This is a genomic window from Chamaesiphon sp. VAR_48_metabat_403 (assembly GCF_031422475.1).
Lineage (GTDB): Bacteria > Cyanobacteriota > Cyanobacteriia > Cyanobacteriales > Chamaesiphonaceae > Chamaesiphon.
In genome coordinates this window covers 1-18,139 of sequence record NZ_JANPLS010000361.1, presented here as the reverse complement: position 1 = coordinate 18,139, position 18,139 = coordinate 1, and the positions used below count along the sequence as shown (strand labels likewise).

Genomic DNA, 18,139 nt, shown 5'->3' with positions numbered 1-18,139 from the left:
CGGGAGACCCGACGAACGCGCATCCGCTTTTTAAGGGGGTTGGGGGGATTTAGATCTACGCTTTTCAGACACCCTCTCAGCTAGACTTTATTTCGAGAAAATAAGTGCGGTTAAAGAAATCGCTTTATCCATATTTAAGTTTAAACCGGAGAATTACTAAATTCAGAACTAAAGTAACTGCATTTGCGCTAATTATTGGAGCACTTTTAACTAACAAACCATAAATCAGCCACATCGAAACTCCCGCAATAAAAGATAGCAAAGTTGGCAAAGATAGATCCTTCGTGGATTTGGACTGCCAAACCTGCACGACTTGAGGCAAAAAAGCTGCCGTTGTCAGCGTTGCCGCTAAATAACCGACGAGATCGATCGATGCCATAATTAATTTGCTCCTGTAAGTATCAATAAAGCCCGATTTATCACAATCTTCCTCGATCGTGCCAATCCCTGCCGCATTTTATTATCGGCGGTTTTATTCACAAAATCTTGCACTCGCCCACAAGTGGAGATCGATAACAATAAACTAGATGATAAACTAAGAAAATTGGGTATCGATCGCGAGACTCTCTAACTAAAGCCAGCAATTTTTAGCTGGAGTACTTGGTGTCCGATCGCCATCCACTCTTTTCAATAAAATATGTTTAATAGTCTCGACCCGATTTGGCTATTTTTGGGCGGATTAGTCATTCGATATGGCGGCGACTTACTCAAACTTATCGTTCGGTTTGGATTGCAACGATTGTTATGTCAAATTACGATCGCTGACACCAATCCGATTTATAGTGCAATTTGTTGGGAATTAGAACGGACAGGCAAAGTGTATGACTTTAGCGAACTTATCTATACTTCGACCCCATTAGTACCGCCCGCGATCGAATCACCGACGCTCAAAACCAGACTCCAACCGCGTGCGGGTTGGATTGGCGTAGGTTCTCAGGGCGCATATATCGGCATCCACCGCCACGATGTCAAGGTCACCGATTTACAAAATACCCAGCTCCTGACCTTAGCGACATTACGCTGGTGGCAGCCGCAACTGCTGGCATGGCTGACCAAAATCGAGAATAATTACAATATCGAGGCACCATTAATCGTCAGGCTGATTGGTGGGACAATTTCGATCGTCCGGACTCAAACCAAGCGGAACAGGGCAACTTTAGCTCTAGATACCATCACCGAAACCGAACTATTCGGCGATCTCGATCGATTCCTCCACAGTCGGGATCTTTATCGGCAGCGGGGGATTCCTTGGCGGCGCGGATATCTGCTCTACGGCCCCCCAGGTACGGGTAAAAGCTCGCTAATTCAAGCGATCGCTAGTTTTTATGGTCGGCAGCTTGTATCGCTTTCCTTGACCGATATGGATGATAGTGCGCTCCTGCGGGCTTGGTCGGAAATTACTGCGACTTCGATCGTTGCATTAGAAGATATCGATAGTGTCTTTACAGGGCGCAAGCCATTAGGCGCGCTCTCATTTAGCGCGCTTCTAAACACCCTCGATGGCGCGGGAGCCGTCGAAGGCAGCATTACCATCTTGACAACCAATCATCGCGAACAGCTCGATCCCGCTCTGATTCGTCCGGGTAGGTGCGATCGATCGTTCGAGCTAGGTTATTTAAGTGCCCAAAGTTGTGCCAAGATGTTTTTATGTTTCTTTCCCGATCCCAATTTAGCCGCAAAAATCGGTCAGCAGTTGGGTAATTATCGAGTTTCACCTGCTGCTTGGCAAAATTATCTTCAGCGTCAGGATAGTGCTGAGGCAGCGGTATTTAATTGCGATTTTGCAGAGCTTCAAGTTATAGATTGAACGACATCCGCATTAATCTTTTACTTCGTTGTTGCTAGAATTACTAACGCGATCGCCAATTGTAGATTGCCAGCGTCAAAAACATCGCGATCGTTATCGTAATTGCTGGAATGACAGAATGGGAAAAAAATGCCGTAACCGCACTCATAATTGAGATCGTGAGTGCGGTTACGGCAATCCACATGTGGTTTGGTCGCTCGAAGACGATCGCGTGAGTAGTTTTCTGCGATCGGTTGTTACCAATAACCAACAGTATCTAGATCCGGCAAGTCTGAGCAAAATTGAAGATTTACTAAAAGTTGAAAGCTAACAATCGATTAAGATTGCATGGTAGAAAGTTGCGCCACCATTTCCGCACGAGATGATACTTCTAGCTTGCGAAACATCCGCTTTAAAGCCTGCTTGACCGAATTTTCGGTAATCCACAATTCGGTGCCGATTTCGGCATTCGTGCGCCCTAAAGCAACTAATTCGACAATTTGTAATTCGCGCGGTGTTAATCGATTGGTTTTTAAAAAGTGAGGTTGCGATCTGGCTGTCGCCGCCCAAATCGATAAATGCAAACAGATGCCACTCAGATCGGCTAAATTTTGCGGATCGAAAGCAGACATCGACTTTTCGCGAGTACAACCCACCGCACCTACTAATTTACCACGACTGACGATCGGCCCCGCCATCACATGCCAATGATCGGCGCGAGGACAAATCGCGCTCCAAATTTTGGGCGATGTCACTAATTCTTCATGTACGGGCGCGTGATGCTCGGAGAGATAACGGGCGACGGGATTATGTTCGATCGATAAGGCGACATTTAAAATCTTTTGAAGATTGGGATTTAGCTCCGAAAGCTCGTCGAAGAAAAAAATCCCTGCTCTGGTGGCGGCAAAATGTTCGCCAACTTTGGGTACGAGTTGCGCTCGTAAATATCGTCGATCTTTAACTTTATCGATATCTTCAAATAAAACCTGTAAAGAACTAGTCATACTATCCAAAAGAGTACCCGATCGAGGACTATCCGCGATTGCTGTTCGCTTCTAGTATAGACACTATCCACTCTATCGCGATCGCTACACCGATATGAACCAATCGGCAATATTTAGCCCCTTCTTTGCCACACTGCTGCTGACACTAATTGTGTGGGTGTACATGTACATTCGCCGAATTACTTTTATTACCAGCAGCAAACTCAGTCCTGGCGAGTTAGCAATCCCTGGCAAACTAGCCCAAATCTCGCCACCTAGTGTATCCAATCCATCAGATAATTTCAAGAATTTATTCGAGATTCCCATCCTTTTTTACGTACTAGTTCTCTACCTATCGATCGAGCAGCAGGTAGATATAGTGTATGTAAATGCAGCTTGGATCTTCTTTGGATTTCGCGTCCTGCATAGTATAGTTCACTGTACATTTAATAAAGTGATGCTGCGGTTTTATTTATACTTATTTTCCACGTTAGCAGTCTGGTTTATGGCAATTCGAGCCGCATTTGTCCATATTAGTAATTAGTCAGATCTATTCTCACAGTCATTAACTTTTTCAAGCAATCTGCAAACCGACGTGCAACCTTTAGTAGGGGCAATTCATGACTTGCCCCTACTAAAGGAGGAATTGCAAGTTATTTAAGCCTCATTTCTTAGAAAGCACTTAAATCTAACGATTCCTGAGTTGTTAAAAATGCTAACAATCGTTGCTTAATTCGAGCGACACCACCAGCTACATTCGATTCGATATTTAATGGCATCACCGGATCGTGGAGAGATAGTCGCAGCAAGAACCAACCAGCTTCACTCTCAGATCTGCAAGCAATCCGCACCCCTTCATAATTATTCGGCACGATCTTCCAGTCGGCTTGACTGGCTGCAAATGTTTGCAATCGATCGATTACACTATTGCCATGCGCTTGAAAGTCTTCGGTATTAATTTTAATTCGTAATTCTTGACTTTCTGCTGGTTCTTGAAGATTGGCAATGAGATCGGTTAACAATTTACCAGCTAATCGAGATTTAGTCAGTTCGATTAATAGTTTGGTAACTAAATAAGCACCATCGTCGAGAAAGTGGTTTTCTTTCATCGCCGCATGTCCCGAAGTTTCGATCGCTACCCACGACTCTTTACCCTCCTTATTCAGTCGGATCGACTCATTAATAACATTCTTATAACCGCGTTTAAACCGATGATGAATGCCGCCTAAATCTTGCTCGATAAATTGTGTCAATCCATCCGAAGTAATCGAATCAGTCACGATTGTAGAGTGTGGATATTCTTGTAAAACGATTGCACTAATTAAGCCGATTAAGCGATTGCGATTGAGTTCTTTACCACTGCTATCTACCGCCGCAGATCGATCGACATCGGTATCAAAAATTATGCCAAAATCTGCTTTGTGTTTAATTACCGCTTGACAAATTGCTGCCATTGCTGCCGGATCTTCAGGGTTGGGAACGTGGTTGGGAAAAGTTCCATCGGGATCTAGAAATTGGCTCCCAGTGGTATCTGCACCTAATGGTTGCAATACCCGATCGACATAAAAACCACCCGCACCATTACCAGCATCGACGATAATTTTTAGTCCGGCTAACGGACGCTCGAAATTAGTCGGATGGTTGACAGATTGACGAATTTTTTCGACAAATTGGTTAGCATATACCGACATAAAATCGCGATCGGTAACGTTCCCTTTTACTGCTGCCAGCTCGAATTTATTAGTTGCCGCTAACGCTAAAATATCGGTAATATCTTGCTTTTCTAAACCACCTTGCGCGGTAAAAAACTTCAATCCATTCCGATTGAATGGTAAATGACTGGCTGTGAGCATAATCGCGCCATCGCACTCAAATCCAGGCGTGATGGTACTCATAAACATCGCTGGAGTCGAAGCCATTGCAAAATCATTCGCCGCAGCACCGATGGAGGTAATCCCGTCGAGCGTGGCTTGCATAATTGCTGGCCCCGATAAGCGGCTATCGCGTCCTACTGCTACAATTAACTCGGTACTGGGTTTATTTACCTTGCCACAGAGCCAGGTAGCAAAGGCTTGTCCGAGAATTTTAGCGACTTCCGGGGTAAGATTGACACGTTCGTTTTCGACACCTTCTAGGGCAATCCCGCGAATATCCGAGCCATTTTGCAGCTTCTTCCAGTTAAAATCTCGATCGATCGCCATTTGGAGTAACACCCGCTATTTTCCGTATGTATAGCTAAAGTACTCTAAAATAAGTAAAGTAACCTGCATACTTTATAAAATCTTTTGGTGTTTTCGCCGATCGCGCGTAAGAACTTGTGGTTTGAGAGATTGATGGCTATAATTGCCTCGATCGGTTTAATCGTAGCAATATTTGACTTTACTTATCTATCTTGGCGCAGTTTTTACTTCCGAAATATCCCGGCGATCGTCCGAGCCTACGATCCAGTTAAAGGTGTCGAACCCAATCGCGAAACCGAGCGTTATCTCAACGCCGTCGAACAACTCAAACTGACAGTAGCACAAAGTGGATTAGCCTCGGCTCAAACTCAAAGCTGGCTCCAAGAATTAGATACTCTTAGCGTCAGTCTAATTCAAAATAATCCGTTTCAAGTAGCCGGGAAAACAGGCAATTTAGAAAAAATTAAAAATGAAGTTCGCGATCGCGTTCAAAATCCATCGGCTAAAGGTGCCTTTCAAACATTCTGGAGTCAGAAATATTTAACCACAGCAGGCTGGCATAAAGAAATTCAATTTTACGATCGCAAGATTAAGCCATTAATTGTCACTAACTATTATCGACGCTTAAATGAATCTGGCGATTATGTCGATAACTTTTGGCAGATCGATATTATTTTTATCGGTATTTTTACTATTGAATTAATCGGTAGAATTTTTTACCTATGCCGTCATAATCGCAGACTGAGTTGGCAACAAGCGATCGTCCGCCGCTGGTACGATCTAATTTTAATTTTACCATTCATTCAACTACTGCGAGTAGTTCCAGTTATCATTCGATGGCATCAAGCCAAATTAATAAATCTCGACATCGTAAAAACAGAACTAAATCGCTTATTTGTCGGTCAAATTGCCACCGAACTCACCGAAACAGTAGTAATTGAAGTATTAGAGCAAACTCAGTCGGCATTAAGAACCGGACAAATCGTTCGAGTCGTGCGAGGTTATCTCAATACTCCCCATGTAGATCTCAATAATATTAATGAAGTTGAAGTCTTAATCGAAATAATTTTAGAAATCGTCATCTATCGAGTGATTCCTAAAATTCAACCAGATTTAGAAGCAATTTTCAGACACTTGTTTCAAAAAGCCTTATTAGAATCTCCCGCTTATCGCAATCTTAAAATGCTCCCAGGCATCGGTGAATTGCCCGCTCAGGCGATCGATCGAGCCGTTAAAGAAATTTCGGCATCGATTTATACCGCCCTCACCAAAGTCATGGAAGACCCCGATAGTAGCAAACTCAGTCGTCGCCTCGCCGAGAATCTGACTAAATCGATCGGCGATGAAATGCAACGCGGACAAACGATCGTCAAAATTGAATCTTTACTCTACGATCTGATTGAAGAAATTAAGGTTACGTACGGTAAAAACCAGAATTAAAATGTTTCCGAATTATTTGTGAGATTCTATTTTGATGTTAATTTAACCGCAGAGGCGCAGAGAGCGCAGAGGGCATAAAGAAGCTAATGTATATTGTTTGAGCAGGAAGGTAGTACTCACTATCCATTATTCACTATCCACTAAAGTAACTATGCCTATTTCAATCGGTTGTGCTATTTGGTCTTATCCTGGTTGGATTGGTGAAATTTATCCACCCAAAACACCAGCCAAAGAATTTTTGCGCGTATATAGCAACCATTTCCCAGCCGTCGAAGGTAATACCACTTTTTATGCTATCCCAGATCGAGCGGCAATCGATCGATGGATCGCTCAAACTCCGCCAGGATTCAAATTTTGTCTCAAGTTTCCGCGTGCGATTACTCACAACGGATTACTCGTACCCTACCTACTTCAGGCGCAAGCATTTATTACTCAAATGCAAGAATTAGGCGACAAATTAGGAGTGATGTTTATTCAGTTACCACCCAACTATGCACCCAGCGAAGGATTTGCAGACTTAACAGCATTTCTAACTGCATTATCGGATCGAGATGTCTCGCTCGCCCTCGAAGTTCGACATCTAGATTGGTTCGATTCGCCCCATCGAGAGCGGTTAAATGAGTTGTTGACTAAATTGGGTATCGGACGAGTTATCCTCGATTCTAGACCGATTTATGAGGCAGATAAAAGCGGGGAAGTTGCGATCGCCTGTAAAAAACCGCGCGTACCAATTGACTTGACACTGACAGCACCTTTTAGTTTAATTCGGTATGTTTCTCATCCCGTGCGATCGGCAAATCAAATTTGGTTGAATGGCTGGGCAAAGCAAGTTAAAATCTGGTTGCAGCAGGATACTCAAGTATATATGTTCGTGCATTGTCCGATCGAGGTAAAATCGCCGATTAATGCGCGTTATTTGCATGAGGTATTAGTATCATCGGGTATTTCACTTGCGCCATTACCACCTCCATTTAGCGATGATTCACCTGTGCAATTGAATTTGTTTTGATTTTCCCGATCCATTACGTAAATAATAACGCTTGTAGGTTCCATAATTTGGATCTTTTTTTAACCGCAGAGGCGCAGAGAGCGCAGAGAGGTTTATTGTTAGAGGATGAGGCGACGGATGCCTTCTTTTAAGAGTGGAACGTTGAAGTTAATTAGGAGTCCGAGAGGATATCCGGTCATTTTAAGGTAGGAAATTACTTGAGCATCATGGACGGGTCGTAAATTTTCAACGGCTTTTAATTCGATAATAATTGTGTCATCAATAACTAAATCCATTCTACCTGTGCCAACTTTTCTACCTTTGTAATTAACTGAAACTTCAACTTCTCGTTCAAACTGAATCTGACGATGTTCTAATTCAAATGCTAAAGCATCCGCATACACCGACTCTAAAAATCCTGCACCTAAAACTCTGTGTACCTCCATCGCCGCACCAATCACCCCATAGCTCAATTCTCTTACCTCTGCGCTCTCTGCGCCTCTGCGGTTTAATTTTCCTAAATCCATATCATCCATATTTCTTACTCCCTTCCCTATGGCACAATTATATTAGAGTGCCAACATTATGCATCCCATGACAGCTAATCTACCCCCCCAGTACGACGCAAAGACAACCGAAGCCAAATGGCAACAGATTTGGGACACCAACCAAACCTATAAAGTCGATCCGGCTAAAGGTGGAAAACCTTTCTGTATCGTCATTCCGCCGCCAAACGTGACGGGGAGTTTGCACTTGGGACATGCGTTTGAACAGTCGCTAATCGATGCGCTGATTCGGTATCATCGGATGTGCGGGGATAATACGCTCTATCTCCCCGGTACGGATCATGCCAGTATTGCGGTACAGACGATTCTAGAGAAGCAGCTCAAGGCTGAGGGTAAGACGCGGTATGATGTTGGACGCGAGAAATTTTTAGAGCGCGCCTGGGAATGGAAGGTGGAGTCTGGCGGTACGATTGTCAATCAGCTCAAGCGGATGGGTGTTTCGGCAGATTGGACGCGGGAACGGTTTACGTTGGATGAGGGGCTGTCTGCGGCGGTATTAGAGGCGTTCGTGCGGCTTCACAAAGATGGGATGATTTATCGAGGGCAGTATTTAGTCAATTGGTGTCCAGCTTCGCAATCGGCGATAGCGGATTTGGAGGTAGAGAATAAGGAAACCAATGGGAATTTGTGGTATTTCCGTTATCCGTTAAGCGATGGTTCGGGATTTATTGAAGTGGCCACTACGCGCCCGGAAACGATGTTGGGCGATACTGCTGTTGCGGTGAATCCTAAAGATGAAAGATATAAACATCTGATTGGAAAAACGGTTAACTTACCGATTATTGGCAGAGATATTCCCATTGTCGGTGATGATTTTGTCGAGGCTGAATTTGGAACTGGTTGCGTGAAGGTAACACCCGCTCACGATCTCAATGATTTTGCGATGGGCAAGCGTCACGATTTACCGTTAATTAATATTATGAATAAAGACGGCACTCTCAATGAGAATGCTGGCGAATTTAACGGGCAAGAACGCTTTGCAGCCCGACGTAATGTAGTTGCAAAATTAGAAGAACTGGGTAATTTAGTTAAGATCGAAGCTTATAAGCATACCGTACCTTATAGCGATCGGGGTAAAGTGCCGATCGAACCTTTATTATCGACTCAATGGTTTGTCAAAATTCGCCCGATGGCGGATAACTGTCTGGAGCATTTAGACAACCAGAATTCCCCCGAATTCGTCCCGCAACGCTGGGGAAAAGTATATCGGGATTGGTTGGTTAAATTGCAAGATTGGTGCATCTCACGGCAATTGTGGTGGGGACATCAGATTCCGGCTTGGTATGCTGTCAGCGAATCTGGTGGGGAGATAACAGATAACACGCCATTTTTTGTGGCTAAAAATGAAGAGGAAGCACGAGTAAATGCGATCGCGCAATTTGGTGCAGATGTAAAATTAGTTCGCGATCCCGATGTGTTAGATACTTGGTTTTCGTCAGGATTATGGCCGTTCTCGACTTTAGGTTGGCCGGAAAATACTGCCGATTTAGAGATGTATTATCCCACATCGACATTAGTTACTGGCTTCGATATTATTTTCTTCTGGGTGGCACGGATGACGATGATGTCTGGATATTTGACGGGAAAAATGCCGTTTGAGAATGTCTACATCCACGGCTTAGTTCTGGATGAAAATGGTAAGAAGATGTCGAAGTCATCTAATAATGGGATCGATCCCTTATTGCTAATCGATAAATACGGTACCGATGCGCTGCGCTATACTTTAGTCCGCGAAGTAGTCGGCGCGGGACAAGATATTCGGATTCAATATAACCGCAAAACCGACGAATCGGAATCTGTCGAAGCCAGTCGTAATTTCACGAATAAAATCTGGAATGCGGCGCGATTTGTAATGATGAATTTTGAGACATCCGAATTTAAATTCGATCTGGTAACCCTCGCAACGCCAGCCACCGAATCTTTAGAAGTAGCCGATAAATGGATTTTATCCCGCTTCCATCAAACTGTCCGACAAACGAGCGATAATATCGATCGATATGCTTTAGGCGAAGCAACTAAAGGTTTATATGAATTCTTTTGGGGTGACTTCTGCGACTGGTATATCGAGCTAGTTAAATCGCGATTGCAAGAAGATGCAGAGCCGACTAGTAAATTAGTCGTGCTGCAAACCCTAGCCTTGATTTTGGATGGCATCTTAAAATTATTGCATCCATTTATGCCACACATTACGGCGGAAATTTGGCAAACGTTAACGCAGTCGGAATCCCCACTAACCCCCTTCGAACATGGGGGAACAGGAGATATCTCGATTCAACCTTATCCTACTAGCGATCCTAGCTTAATTAATCCTGAACTCGATCGCGAATTCGATCTGCTCATCGGCGTGACACGCACTATCCGCAATCTCCGCGCCGAAGCAGATCTCAAACGCGCGATTAAAGTCTCAATTATTCTCCAAAGCGATAGTACAGCCGAGCGAGAAATATTAGAACGTGGGAAAACTTATCTATGTGATTTAGCGCAGATCGAACAGCTTACCATTGTCGATAAATTAACTGAAGAACCAACCAGATCGATCGCGAGTGTCTTTGCTACCGTCCAAATTATTTTACCACTAACAGGTGTAGTAGATCTCGAAGCTTTTAAAGCCAAAATTCAGAAGAAGATCGATAAAATAAATAAAGAAATCGAATCGATTAACGGTAAATTAAACAATGCTAAATTTATCGAACGCGCGACACCAGAAGTAGTTCGGGCAACTCAAGATAGTTTAGTCGAAGCCCAAAAACAACAAGAGATTTTACAAGCAAGATTAAACCAATTCTAACAGCGCGATTTTAGTCATTAAATTTCCCTCAAAAAGGGAGACTAAGATCCGGATCTGAGCAAGCTTTTTAAGGGGGTTCGGGGGATTTTCCAGGGTTTACGAATGCTAATCTTACTTCTAAAACATTCTCTAACCCCCGCCAACGATCGTGACAATTTCTAATCGATCGTTAGCTTTAATCTCTGTCTCATCCCAAAACTGACGATGCAAAATTTCACCATTGTATTCTACTGCCAAGAGCCGAGGATTTAGCCCCATTTCTACGAGTAATTGGGGTAAAGTTGTTTGTGGCAAACAGGTACGATTTTCACCATTAACTTGTAACTCGATCGACTCCATCATATACCTAAAACCTAATACCTAATCCCGGTCAGTGAGCGACAGCCGTTGGCGATAGCCTGCCGTAGGCATACTGAATACCTAACCCCTACTACCTAACTGCGGGACTCGATTTAACATTGCCAGACAAGATTGTACCGCTTGAGTGGGAGTCTCGGAATTCATAATCGCCCGCACGATCGCGATCGCAGGTGCGCCAGCTTGGAGGACATCATCTATATTAGTATTATCGATGCCGCCGATCGCAAACCACGGTATGGTGGCATTCTTAGCAGCATGTTGAACGTATTCTAATCCTGCTGCTGCTTTACCCGCTTTTGTTGGCGTTTCATAAACTGGCCCCACGCCGATATAGTCGGCACCTTCTTTAATTGCTTGAGCCATTTCTGAGGGGTTAGTGGTCGATTTACCGACGATCCGCTGCGATCCGAGGATTTGCCTCGCCAGTGCGATCGACACGTCTTGCTGACCCAAATGCACCCCATCGGCATCGACAGCCAGAGCCAGATCTACTCGATCGTTGAGAATGAATAACGCCCCATAATTATGACAGAGTTGGCACATTTGCCGCGCGATCGCCAATCGATCGATATCGTTGGCTTGCTTATCACGATATTGCACTAAAGTCAATCCCCCCTGTAGTGCTGCTTCGACGCGGGGGAGTAAATCTGGACTGGGAGCGGTAACCAGATATAACTTGGCACTAGTTAGCAGTTGGCGGCGGCGATAGGCGAGTAAGTTGCTCTCTAATGTATACACCCGATACCGCATCTGCTTGCAGCCGCTACTGAGGTTGGGCGAGTAAAGTTTGCCATATTCTTCCAGTACTCGCAATGCTTCTTGGATTCGACACAAGTTGGCTTGAAGCAGTTGCTCGATTCCCGTACGCTGTTCTTCGCGTGGATGACTCAGCGCGGTACCGACATCTCCAGAAGTGTCTCGTGCGGAGCGAATTTCTGGCGTATGCCACATCCCCAATTCTTGACGCATCTGCTTGCATTCACTCGCCAGCGCGCTATTATTTAGCGCAAACCTGCACCATTCTTCGATAATTCGCAATCCCTCCCGCGCTCGATCGAAATTCGCATCCAAAATTCGCCATACAGCAGGTTGGATTGAGGCGAGGGAGGTGTCGAGCATAGGGAGTGTGGGGGGAGGGGACTGGGTGACTGGGTGACGGGGGGACTGGGTGACGGGGGGACAAAGAAGATATTTATTTCCCTTTACCCCTTACCCTTGACCCTTTACCCCTAAAACCTAAAGCCTAATACCTAAAGCCTAAAGCCTATTTTTTACCAACTTGCGCTAGGGCTTTTTCTAAATCGGCTAGAGATGCGGCACCTGTGACGACTTCGCCGTTGATAATAAAAGTGGGTGTACCGTCGATACCGAGTTTGCGTCCTAGTTTAAAGTCTTCAACGATCGCGTTATCGGCAATTTTGCGATCGGCATTAAATTTATTAAGATCTAATTTGAGACTAGTTGCAGTTTCGACATAAAAGGCTTCACCTAGTTTAGCTTGATTGGTATACAAGGCATCATGATATTCCCAGAATTTACCTTGTTTGTTAGCTGCCCAAGCAGCACGCGCGGCGGGGAGAGCTTCGGGATGAATTTGAGTGAGGGGGAAGTATTTATAAACTAGGGTAACTTTATCTTTATGTTTTGCCATAAACTGTTTGACACTTTTATCGGCAGTGGCACAATATGGACATTGAAAATCTGAAAATGCGACCATGACAATCTGACGATTGCTAGCTCCAGTTGTGGGTGAATCGCCAATAAATGATTTGGTGTCTTTGCGCGCCAATTTTAATGCGGCGGCTTGAGCTTTTTGTTCTTTGGCTTGTTGTTCGAGTGCGTATTTTTGCAATACTTCTAGCATGACAGCCGGATTGCGGCGGATGACTTCTAGAATTTGTTTTTCTAATTGGGGGCTGACTTTTACCGATTGGTCGATTGCGATTTTAGTCGGTATCTGGGTGGGGTTAAGTTCTAGATCGTTTAATCGATCGAGCGCAATTCTCGTTTGTAGTGGCTGCGCTGAAGATTTATCCACTTGTCGATCCAGCGTTTGATTCGATGTCGATATCGATTCGGCACGGACGGGCAAAGCACCTAAAAACAATGATGATAGTAACAGTGATAAAATCGGAAACCGCCACAAGCTAAGTAAGTAATTCATATTTAGATATCGGGGTAATGTTAATGCGATTATCCAGCATATAGGCTCCGCCAACGAATAGCAAATTCAGGGCTATTTGCGATATTTGAAATTCATTTTACCTTTATAACCTGTCAAAGTCGCAATCTCTTTTAAATCTTTAGTGCCAGTAAAATATTTACCACGAATTACCCAAGTGGGAAACATTTGAATATTCTTATCTTTACATAACTGCCTTTGGGAATTTTCCCCATCGGCTGCACATTCGACATAGAGTAATTTTGCCGCAGCAGTGGCACCAAACAATGACTTTTGTTTCTGACAATGAGAACACCAGTAAGCACCATAAAACTCGATCTTATTAGCTACCAAATATTCGACTAGCTGCGTCTCGGCTATGCCGGAAACCGTCTCTATTTGCGGTTCGGCAGCGACTAAAGATTTAGGGCTATTACTATATGGCTTAGCCGTGTTATTGGTGATTACCTGCCTAGCTAAAATGGCGTTGTCGCTGGTGGGGATCGATGGGTTGGCTCGAACTGTAGCCAGGGGAATCGCCATACTACCGATCGCTAGCGCGATGGATGTTGCGATCGTCGATCGAAATAACCGTACTTTTGTCAGCATAAAATAGAATCGAACTACGATGAGCAATTTCATAACATATAAACTATTTGTGGCATTCGCACAAGTTTTACCACGTTACAATTACTCAAAATACTGGCAAGATCGCCTCATAGCTTTACAGTTCGGGATTATTGACGGACTAATTTATCGTACTTAAATCCTGTAGTACCTTTGTATCCAGTCAACTCAGCGAGTTTTGCTAGTTTTTTGATTCCCCCATCTAATAATTTGCCGTTAACTTCCCAAGTGGGAAATCCTTTAACACCCGCTTTCGCGCACAGTTCTGGCTGCGGATTCTTTTTAGCATCAGCAGCACATTCGATATTGGTAACTCGATCCCAAGCTTCTTTGCCGAATAATTGTTTTTGTTCGTAACAATGAGGACACCAGTAAGCACTATACATCTTGGCTCCTTGCTGCGTCAGGTGTGTAGCCAATTCGACTTCCGCAGCACCAGATGTCGATTTAATTTCCCAACCGATGCCCCGTTCGGGATCGGTAATCGGAGCCAGTGCAGTAATTTCGCCACCACCACCGATTGCGGTATTGTAGAGTACTAGCGATACTAGCACCGCGCCCAGAGCCGCTGCTGTACCAGAAAAGAAGAGCTGTCCGACATCTTCCCAGTCCCGACCAAATATTGTCAGTCCAAAAATTACAAATGTAAATATCGCTGATGCGATACAAAATGGACAGGCTGCTTTGATGACAAATGCTAGTAAATACATCAAATAACCGCTAAATACCGACAATCCTGCGCCAGCTAAAAACAACCCCAGCCACGTCAGATTATTGAGCTGATTGTGTGTTGCTTTATTTGTTTTGGGATCGACTAATGTCGGTGCAAATGCCATCACCGCTACAGCAACATAACTCAATAACCCCAAACCAGTCAGGGGAAAATTACCAACATTTGCAAAGGGACTAGCCAGCACGATCTGACAGCCTTCGGAGCCGCATATGCCGTTGTTGCTAAGTTTTACCCATGTCAGGTAAGCAGTTACACAAATGCCTAAAATCGCAGTCGCTCCAATCAGCAATCGTGAGTATTGATAAATCCAGGGAACTTGACGACGTTTCATAAAAATTGGGGATAGGGGATAGGGGGTAGAGGATAGGGGATAGGGGATAGGGGATAATTTACCTCTTAGATGACTGTAACTGTGAATTTTGGAACAAATAGTGTTGGCAACTTACCTAAAATACATACCAGAGCCAGCTCTATATACTTTCCGTTCACTGTTCCTTGTCTTGAAAAGCACTTTTCGCTATTCCCTATTCCCTATTTGTGAATTTTCATCGAATCGATCGCGCGTTGTACCGATCGATTTGCAATATCTTGACGAAGTGTTTCGACAAATTGACTGACGCGGATGGGGTCGATTGAGTTCTCGATTTTACCTTGACGTTTGAGCGAACTCGACACGATCGCCCCGTCGGCAAATTGCATCAGGCTATTAATATTATGATAGTCTGCACCGCTGCCAATGATAATGGGCGTGCTGCCAGCAGCGGCTTTAGCCTGCTGCAAATCATCTAGACTTGGGGGACTGCCCGTGACAGCTCCCGATAGAATTATCGCGTCTGCTAGCCCCCGATCGATTGTTTCGCGTACGGCAGTAGTCAGATCGCTAGAACTTAATGGTTGAGCGTGTTTAACCAGCACATCCGCCATGATTTTGACATTGCTACCTAATTCGCGGCGGTAGCGCAGTAGTTCGTAAGCGCAGCCTTCAATTAAGCCCTGATCGGTTGCCATGACTCCAGAGAGGACATTGACCCTAATAAATGCCGCACCAGTGCAACTGGCGATCGCCATCGCACTGAGGCTATCATTGCGTAAGACATTGATCCCGATCGGGATGGAAACTAATTGCATCAAGCGCGAAACGATCGTCGTCATCGTGCTGACTACGGCAGGATCGACGCGGCTTTTAGGAAACGGCGCATCGAAAAAGTTCTCGACGATCAGCCCATCGACACCACCAGAAACCAGTGCGACTGCTTCTTGTTCGGCTCGATCGATAATGGCTTTGAGACTGCCACCCCACCGAGCGGAAGTCGGCAGGGGGAGCAGATGGACTACGCCAATAATTGGTGTAGTGGTGTTAAAAATTTGCTGTAAATTCACGTTTTGCGTTTAAACTAGGCGGATGGCGATTGCCGCGCCAACTCAAGCTGTGGCATGACCGAACCATAAGACTCAATCTTCACCTATATTATCCACAATTAGGCTGGCGTAACTCACAAAAAATTTTCCTCAATTGCCATTCGTTGGCGATCGGTCATTATTTGCTACTTTACATTTCGCAACATCGTGCTAAAATATAGCAGGATAACTCAATTATACTTGCCAATACTGCTTCTCACCCGATCGGGAAAATTTAGTAAAGATATAGTACTATATTGTTCTAGTGGAACAGCGACAGAGTTCAAAAATACAGCAAGTAGCAATGCGCTTGCTAGGTTAAGCATAGTCAACAGATTAGTAGTGGGTAGATTAAGCCCATTTCCAAGTTTGAACTGGTGACTGATTTATCGAAAGCCACACTACTGTTGGAGACAGAAAGATCGAGACTACATGGGCAACAAGCCAACAATTGCAATATCGCACTTAGGGTGCGAAAAAAATCGCATCGATAGCGAACACATGCTAGGTTTGCTAGTCGAAGCAGGATACGAAGTAGACGCGGATGAAACCGCAGCAGACTATGTTATTGTCAACACTTGTAGCTTTATCGATGCAGCCAGAGCTGAATCGATCCAGACGCTAGTAGAACTAGCTGAAGCCAATAAAAAGATTGTAATTACTGGCTGCATGGCGCAGCATTTTCAGTCAGAATTACTCGCAGAAATTCCCGAAGCTGTAGCGGTAGTGGGAAGTGGTGACTATCACAAAATTGTCGATGTCATCGAGCGATCGCAGGGTGGGGAACGGGTGGTAGAAGTCACCCCAGAGCCAACCTATATCGCTGACGAGCATACACCTCGCTATCGGACGACAACTGAGGGTGTAGCTTATTTACGTGTAGCTGAAGGCTGCGATTACGCTTGTGCTTTTTGCATTATCCCTCACTTACGCGGGAAACAGCGATCGCGTACGATTGAATCGATCGTTGCTGAAGCCCAAAGATTGGCAGATGAAGGAGTGCAAGAACTAGTCTTGATCTCTCAGATCACCACCAATTACGGTCTCGATATCTATGGCACGCCAAAGCTAGCAGAACTCCTGCGCGCTTTAGGTAAAGTAGATATTCCGTGGGTGCGGATGCATTATGCTTATCCCACTGGCTTGACTCCCAAAGTCATCGCGGCAATGCAAGAAACGCCGAACATCTTGCCCTACCTCGACTTGCCATTACAGCATTCCCATCCTGAAATTCTCCGTGCCATGAATCGTCCGTGGCAAGGACAAGTAAACGATCGCATCATCGAGCAACTCAAAACTGCTCTCCCCGATGCAGTCATGCGGACGACGTTGATTGTCGGTTTTCCTGGCGAAACCGACGCTCATTACCAACATTTGCAATCGTTCTTGCGACAGCACGAATTCGATCATGTTGGGGTCTTTACCTTCTCCGCAGAGGATGGCACCGCCGCCGCTACCTTGCCCAACCAGTTGCCCCAAGCAATCATGGACGAGCGACGCGACGGGATTATGGAACTTCAACAGCCAATTTCACTGCGACGCAATCAAAGTGAAGTCGGTAAAACTGTCGATGTCCTGATCGAACAAGAACATCCCGAATCGGGAATGTTAATCGGCAGATCTGCCAGATTTGCCCCAGAAGTGGACGGAGTAGTGTATGTTAGTGGGAGTGCCCGTCTGGGATCGATCGTTCCCGCTACTATTCACGCAGCCGACCATTACGATCTTCACGGCGAGATCGTTTACTAGCAAACAGTCTATAACGATCGGTTATCCGGCAATACCAAGTTTAAAGCTTTGGTATTAACATGATAAAAGAACGCTACTAAACTAACTGTTAAATTCAAGATTTAAACTAAGTTTTAATTTTGGATTGGAGCGAAGACGCTAGAACTCAGTAAAAAGACCGACTATTCGACAACAATTCACAGCAGAATCTCCGCAGCGCGAGCGAGCGAACGTTCTGTAACTATTTAGTATTTATTTTATTGGTGGAGAATTGGAGCCAATTCTCACACAGCCTGCCACTGAATGGTTTGCATATTGGGTACGATGTTTTCCCCGGTTATTATACTGATTAATTCCTAAATATTAGCTCCTAAAATTTTCGATTTCAAATCATACCGAGC

At 44.7% G+C, this 18,139-nt stretch carries 18 protein-coding genes; 7 read left to right on the top strand and 11 right to left on the bottom strand.

All coding sequences use genetic code 11. The features are described from left to right. Positions 1–124: 124 nt before the first annotated feature. Positions 125–379 carry a SemiSWEET transporter gene (locus RMO79_RS17610; protein ID WP_310484548.1) on the bottom strand — a complete coding sequence of 85 codons (255 nt, stop codon included), beginning with the start codon at positions 377–379 and terminating at the stop codon, positions 125–127. A 258-nt stretch (positions 380–637) separates the two neighbouring features. Between RMO79_RS17610 and RMO79_RS17605 the strand changes: the two genes are divergently transcribed. Then, on the top strand, positions 638–1,807 hold the full coding sequence (locus RMO79_RS17605; protein WP_310484547.1) for an AAA family ATPase: 1,170 nt from the start codon (positions 638–640) through the stop codon (positions 1,805–1,807). Positions 1,808–1,850: 43 nt separating this feature from the next. Here the strand turns inward: RMO79_RS17605 and RMO79_RS17600 are convergent, their stop codons facing one another. Beyond that, the gene (locus RMO79_RS17600; protein WP_310484545.1) at positions 1,851–1,991 is read right to left on the bottom strand and encodes a hypothetical protein; all 141 of its coding nucleotides are present in this window, start codon (positions 1,989–1,991) and stop codon (positions 1,851–1,853) included. On the opposite strand from RMO79_RS17600, the gene RMO79_RS17595 reads away from it, so the two are divergent. Then, positions 1,992–2,117 (top strand): hypothetical protein, encoded by a 126-nt coding sequence (locus RMO79_RS17595; protein ID WP_310484544.1) that lies wholly within the window; start codon positions 1,992–1,994, stop codon positions 2,115–2,117. A 7-nt stretch (positions 2,118–2,124) separates the two neighbouring features. On the opposite strand, the gene RMO79_RS17590 is transcribed toward RMO79_RS17595, so the two are convergent. Beyond that, positions 2,125–2,790, bottom strand: coding sequence for a helix-turn-helix transcriptional regulator (locus RMO79_RS17590; protein ID WP_310484543.1), 666 nt, complete (start codon positions 2,788–2,790; stop codon positions 2,125–2,127). 94 nt (positions 2,791–2,884) lie between these two features. On the opposite strand from RMO79_RS17590, the gene RMO79_RS17585 reads away from it, so the two are divergent. Then, entirely contained in the window at positions 2,885–3,313 is a 429-nt protein-coding gene (locus tag RMO79_RS17585; protein WP_310484542.1) for an MAPEG family protein, read from the top strand. A 127-nt stretch (positions 3,314–3,440) separates the two neighbouring features. Here RMO79_RS17585 and RMO79_RS17580 read toward each other — a convergent pair whose 3' ends face one another. Next, positions 3,441–4,970 carry a phosphomannomutase/phosphoglucomutase gene (locus RMO79_RS17580; protein ID WP_396136622.1) on the bottom strand — a complete coding sequence of 510 codons (1,530 nt, stop codon included), beginning with the start codon at positions 4,968–4,970 and terminating at the stop codon, positions 3,441–3,443. Positions 4,971–5,102: 132 nt separating this feature from the next. On the opposite strand from RMO79_RS17580, the gene RMO79_RS17575 reads away from it, so the two are divergent. Next, positions 5,103–6,389 (top strand): hypothetical protein, encoded by a 1,287-nt coding sequence (locus tag RMO79_RS17575; RefSeq protein ID WP_310484540.1) that lies wholly within the window; start codon positions 5,103–5,105, stop codon positions 6,387–6,389. A gap of 151 nt (positions 6,390–6,540) precedes the next feature. After that, positions 6,541–7,398, top strand: a complete 858-nt coding sequence (locus RMO79_RS17570) for a DUF72 domain-containing protein (RefSeq protein ID WP_310484539.1) — start codon at positions 6,541–6,543, stop codon at positions 7,396–7,398. Between the two features lie 98 nt (positions 7,399–7,496). Here the strand turns inward: RMO79_RS17570 and RMO79_RS17565 are convergent, their stop codons facing one another. After that, positions 7,497–7,913 carry a GxxExxY protein gene (locus RMO79_RS17565; protein WP_310484538.1) on the bottom strand — a complete coding sequence of 139 codons (417 nt, stop codon included), beginning with the start codon at positions 7,911–7,913 and terminating at the stop codon, positions 7,497–7,499. A gap of 58 nt (positions 7,914–7,971) precedes the next feature. Here RMO79_RS17565 and RMO79_RS17560 point away from each other — a divergent pair, with 58 nt between their 5' ends. Continuing rightward, positions 7,972–10,731, top strand: coding sequence for a valine--tRNA ligase (locus tag RMO79_RS17560; RefSeq protein WP_310484537.1), 2,760 nt, complete (start codon positions 7,972–7,974; stop codon positions 10,729–10,731). A gap of 129 nt (positions 10,732–10,860) precedes the next feature. On the opposite strand, the gene thiS is transcribed toward RMO79_RS17560, so the two are convergent. The 6 genes from thiS to btpA all read right to left on the bottom strand — a co-directional run bounded on the left by thiS (position 10,861) and on the right by btpA (position 15,992). Further along, positions 10,861–11,073, bottom strand: a complete 213-nt coding sequence (thiS, locus tag RMO79_RS17555) for a sulfur carrier protein ThiS (RefSeq protein ID WP_310484536.1) — start codon at positions 11,071–11,073, stop codon at positions 10,861–10,863. 78 nt (positions 11,074–11,151) lie between these two features. Further along, positions 11,152–12,210 (bottom strand): thiamine phosphate synthase, encoded by a 1,059-nt coding sequence (locus RMO79_RS17550; protein ID WP_310484535.1) that lies wholly within the window; start codon positions 12,208–12,210, stop codon positions 11,152–11,154. Between the two features lie 145 nt (positions 12,211–12,355). After that, positions 12,356–13,255, bottom strand: a complete 900-nt coding sequence (locus RMO79_RS17545; RefSeq protein WP_310484534.1) for a thioredoxin domain-containing protein — start codon at positions 13,253–13,255, stop codon at positions 12,356–12,358. A 72-nt stretch (positions 13,256–13,327) separates the two neighbouring features. After that, positions 13,328–13,861 (bottom strand): hypothetical protein, encoded by a 534-nt coding sequence (locus RMO79_RS17540; protein ID WP_310484533.1) that lies wholly within the window; start codon positions 13,859–13,861, stop codon positions 13,328–13,330. A 128-nt stretch (positions 13,862–13,989) separates the two neighbouring features. Further along, positions 13,990–14,943, bottom strand: a complete 954-nt coding sequence (locus tag RMO79_RS17535) for a vitamin K epoxide reductase family protein (protein WP_310484531.1) — start codon at positions 14,941–14,943, stop codon at positions 13,990–13,992. A 200-nt stretch (positions 14,944–15,143) separates the two neighbouring features. Beyond that, positions 15,144–15,992 carry a photosystem I biogenesis protein BtpA gene (btpA, locus tag RMO79_RS17530; protein WP_310484530.1) on the bottom strand — a complete coding sequence of 283 codons (849 nt, stop codon included), beginning with the start codon at positions 15,990–15,992 and terminating at the stop codon, positions 15,144–15,146. A 450-nt stretch (positions 15,993–16,442) separates the two neighbouring features. Here btpA and rimO point away from each other — a divergent pair, with 450 nt between their 5' ends. Next, positions 16,443–17,759 (top strand): 30S ribosomal protein S12 methylthiotransferase RimO, encoded by a 1,317-nt coding sequence (rimO, locus tag RMO79_RS17525; protein WP_310484529.1) that lies wholly within the window; start codon positions 16,443–16,445, stop codon positions 17,757–17,759. The last annotated feature ends 380 nt before the right edge of the window (positions 17,760–18,139 follow it).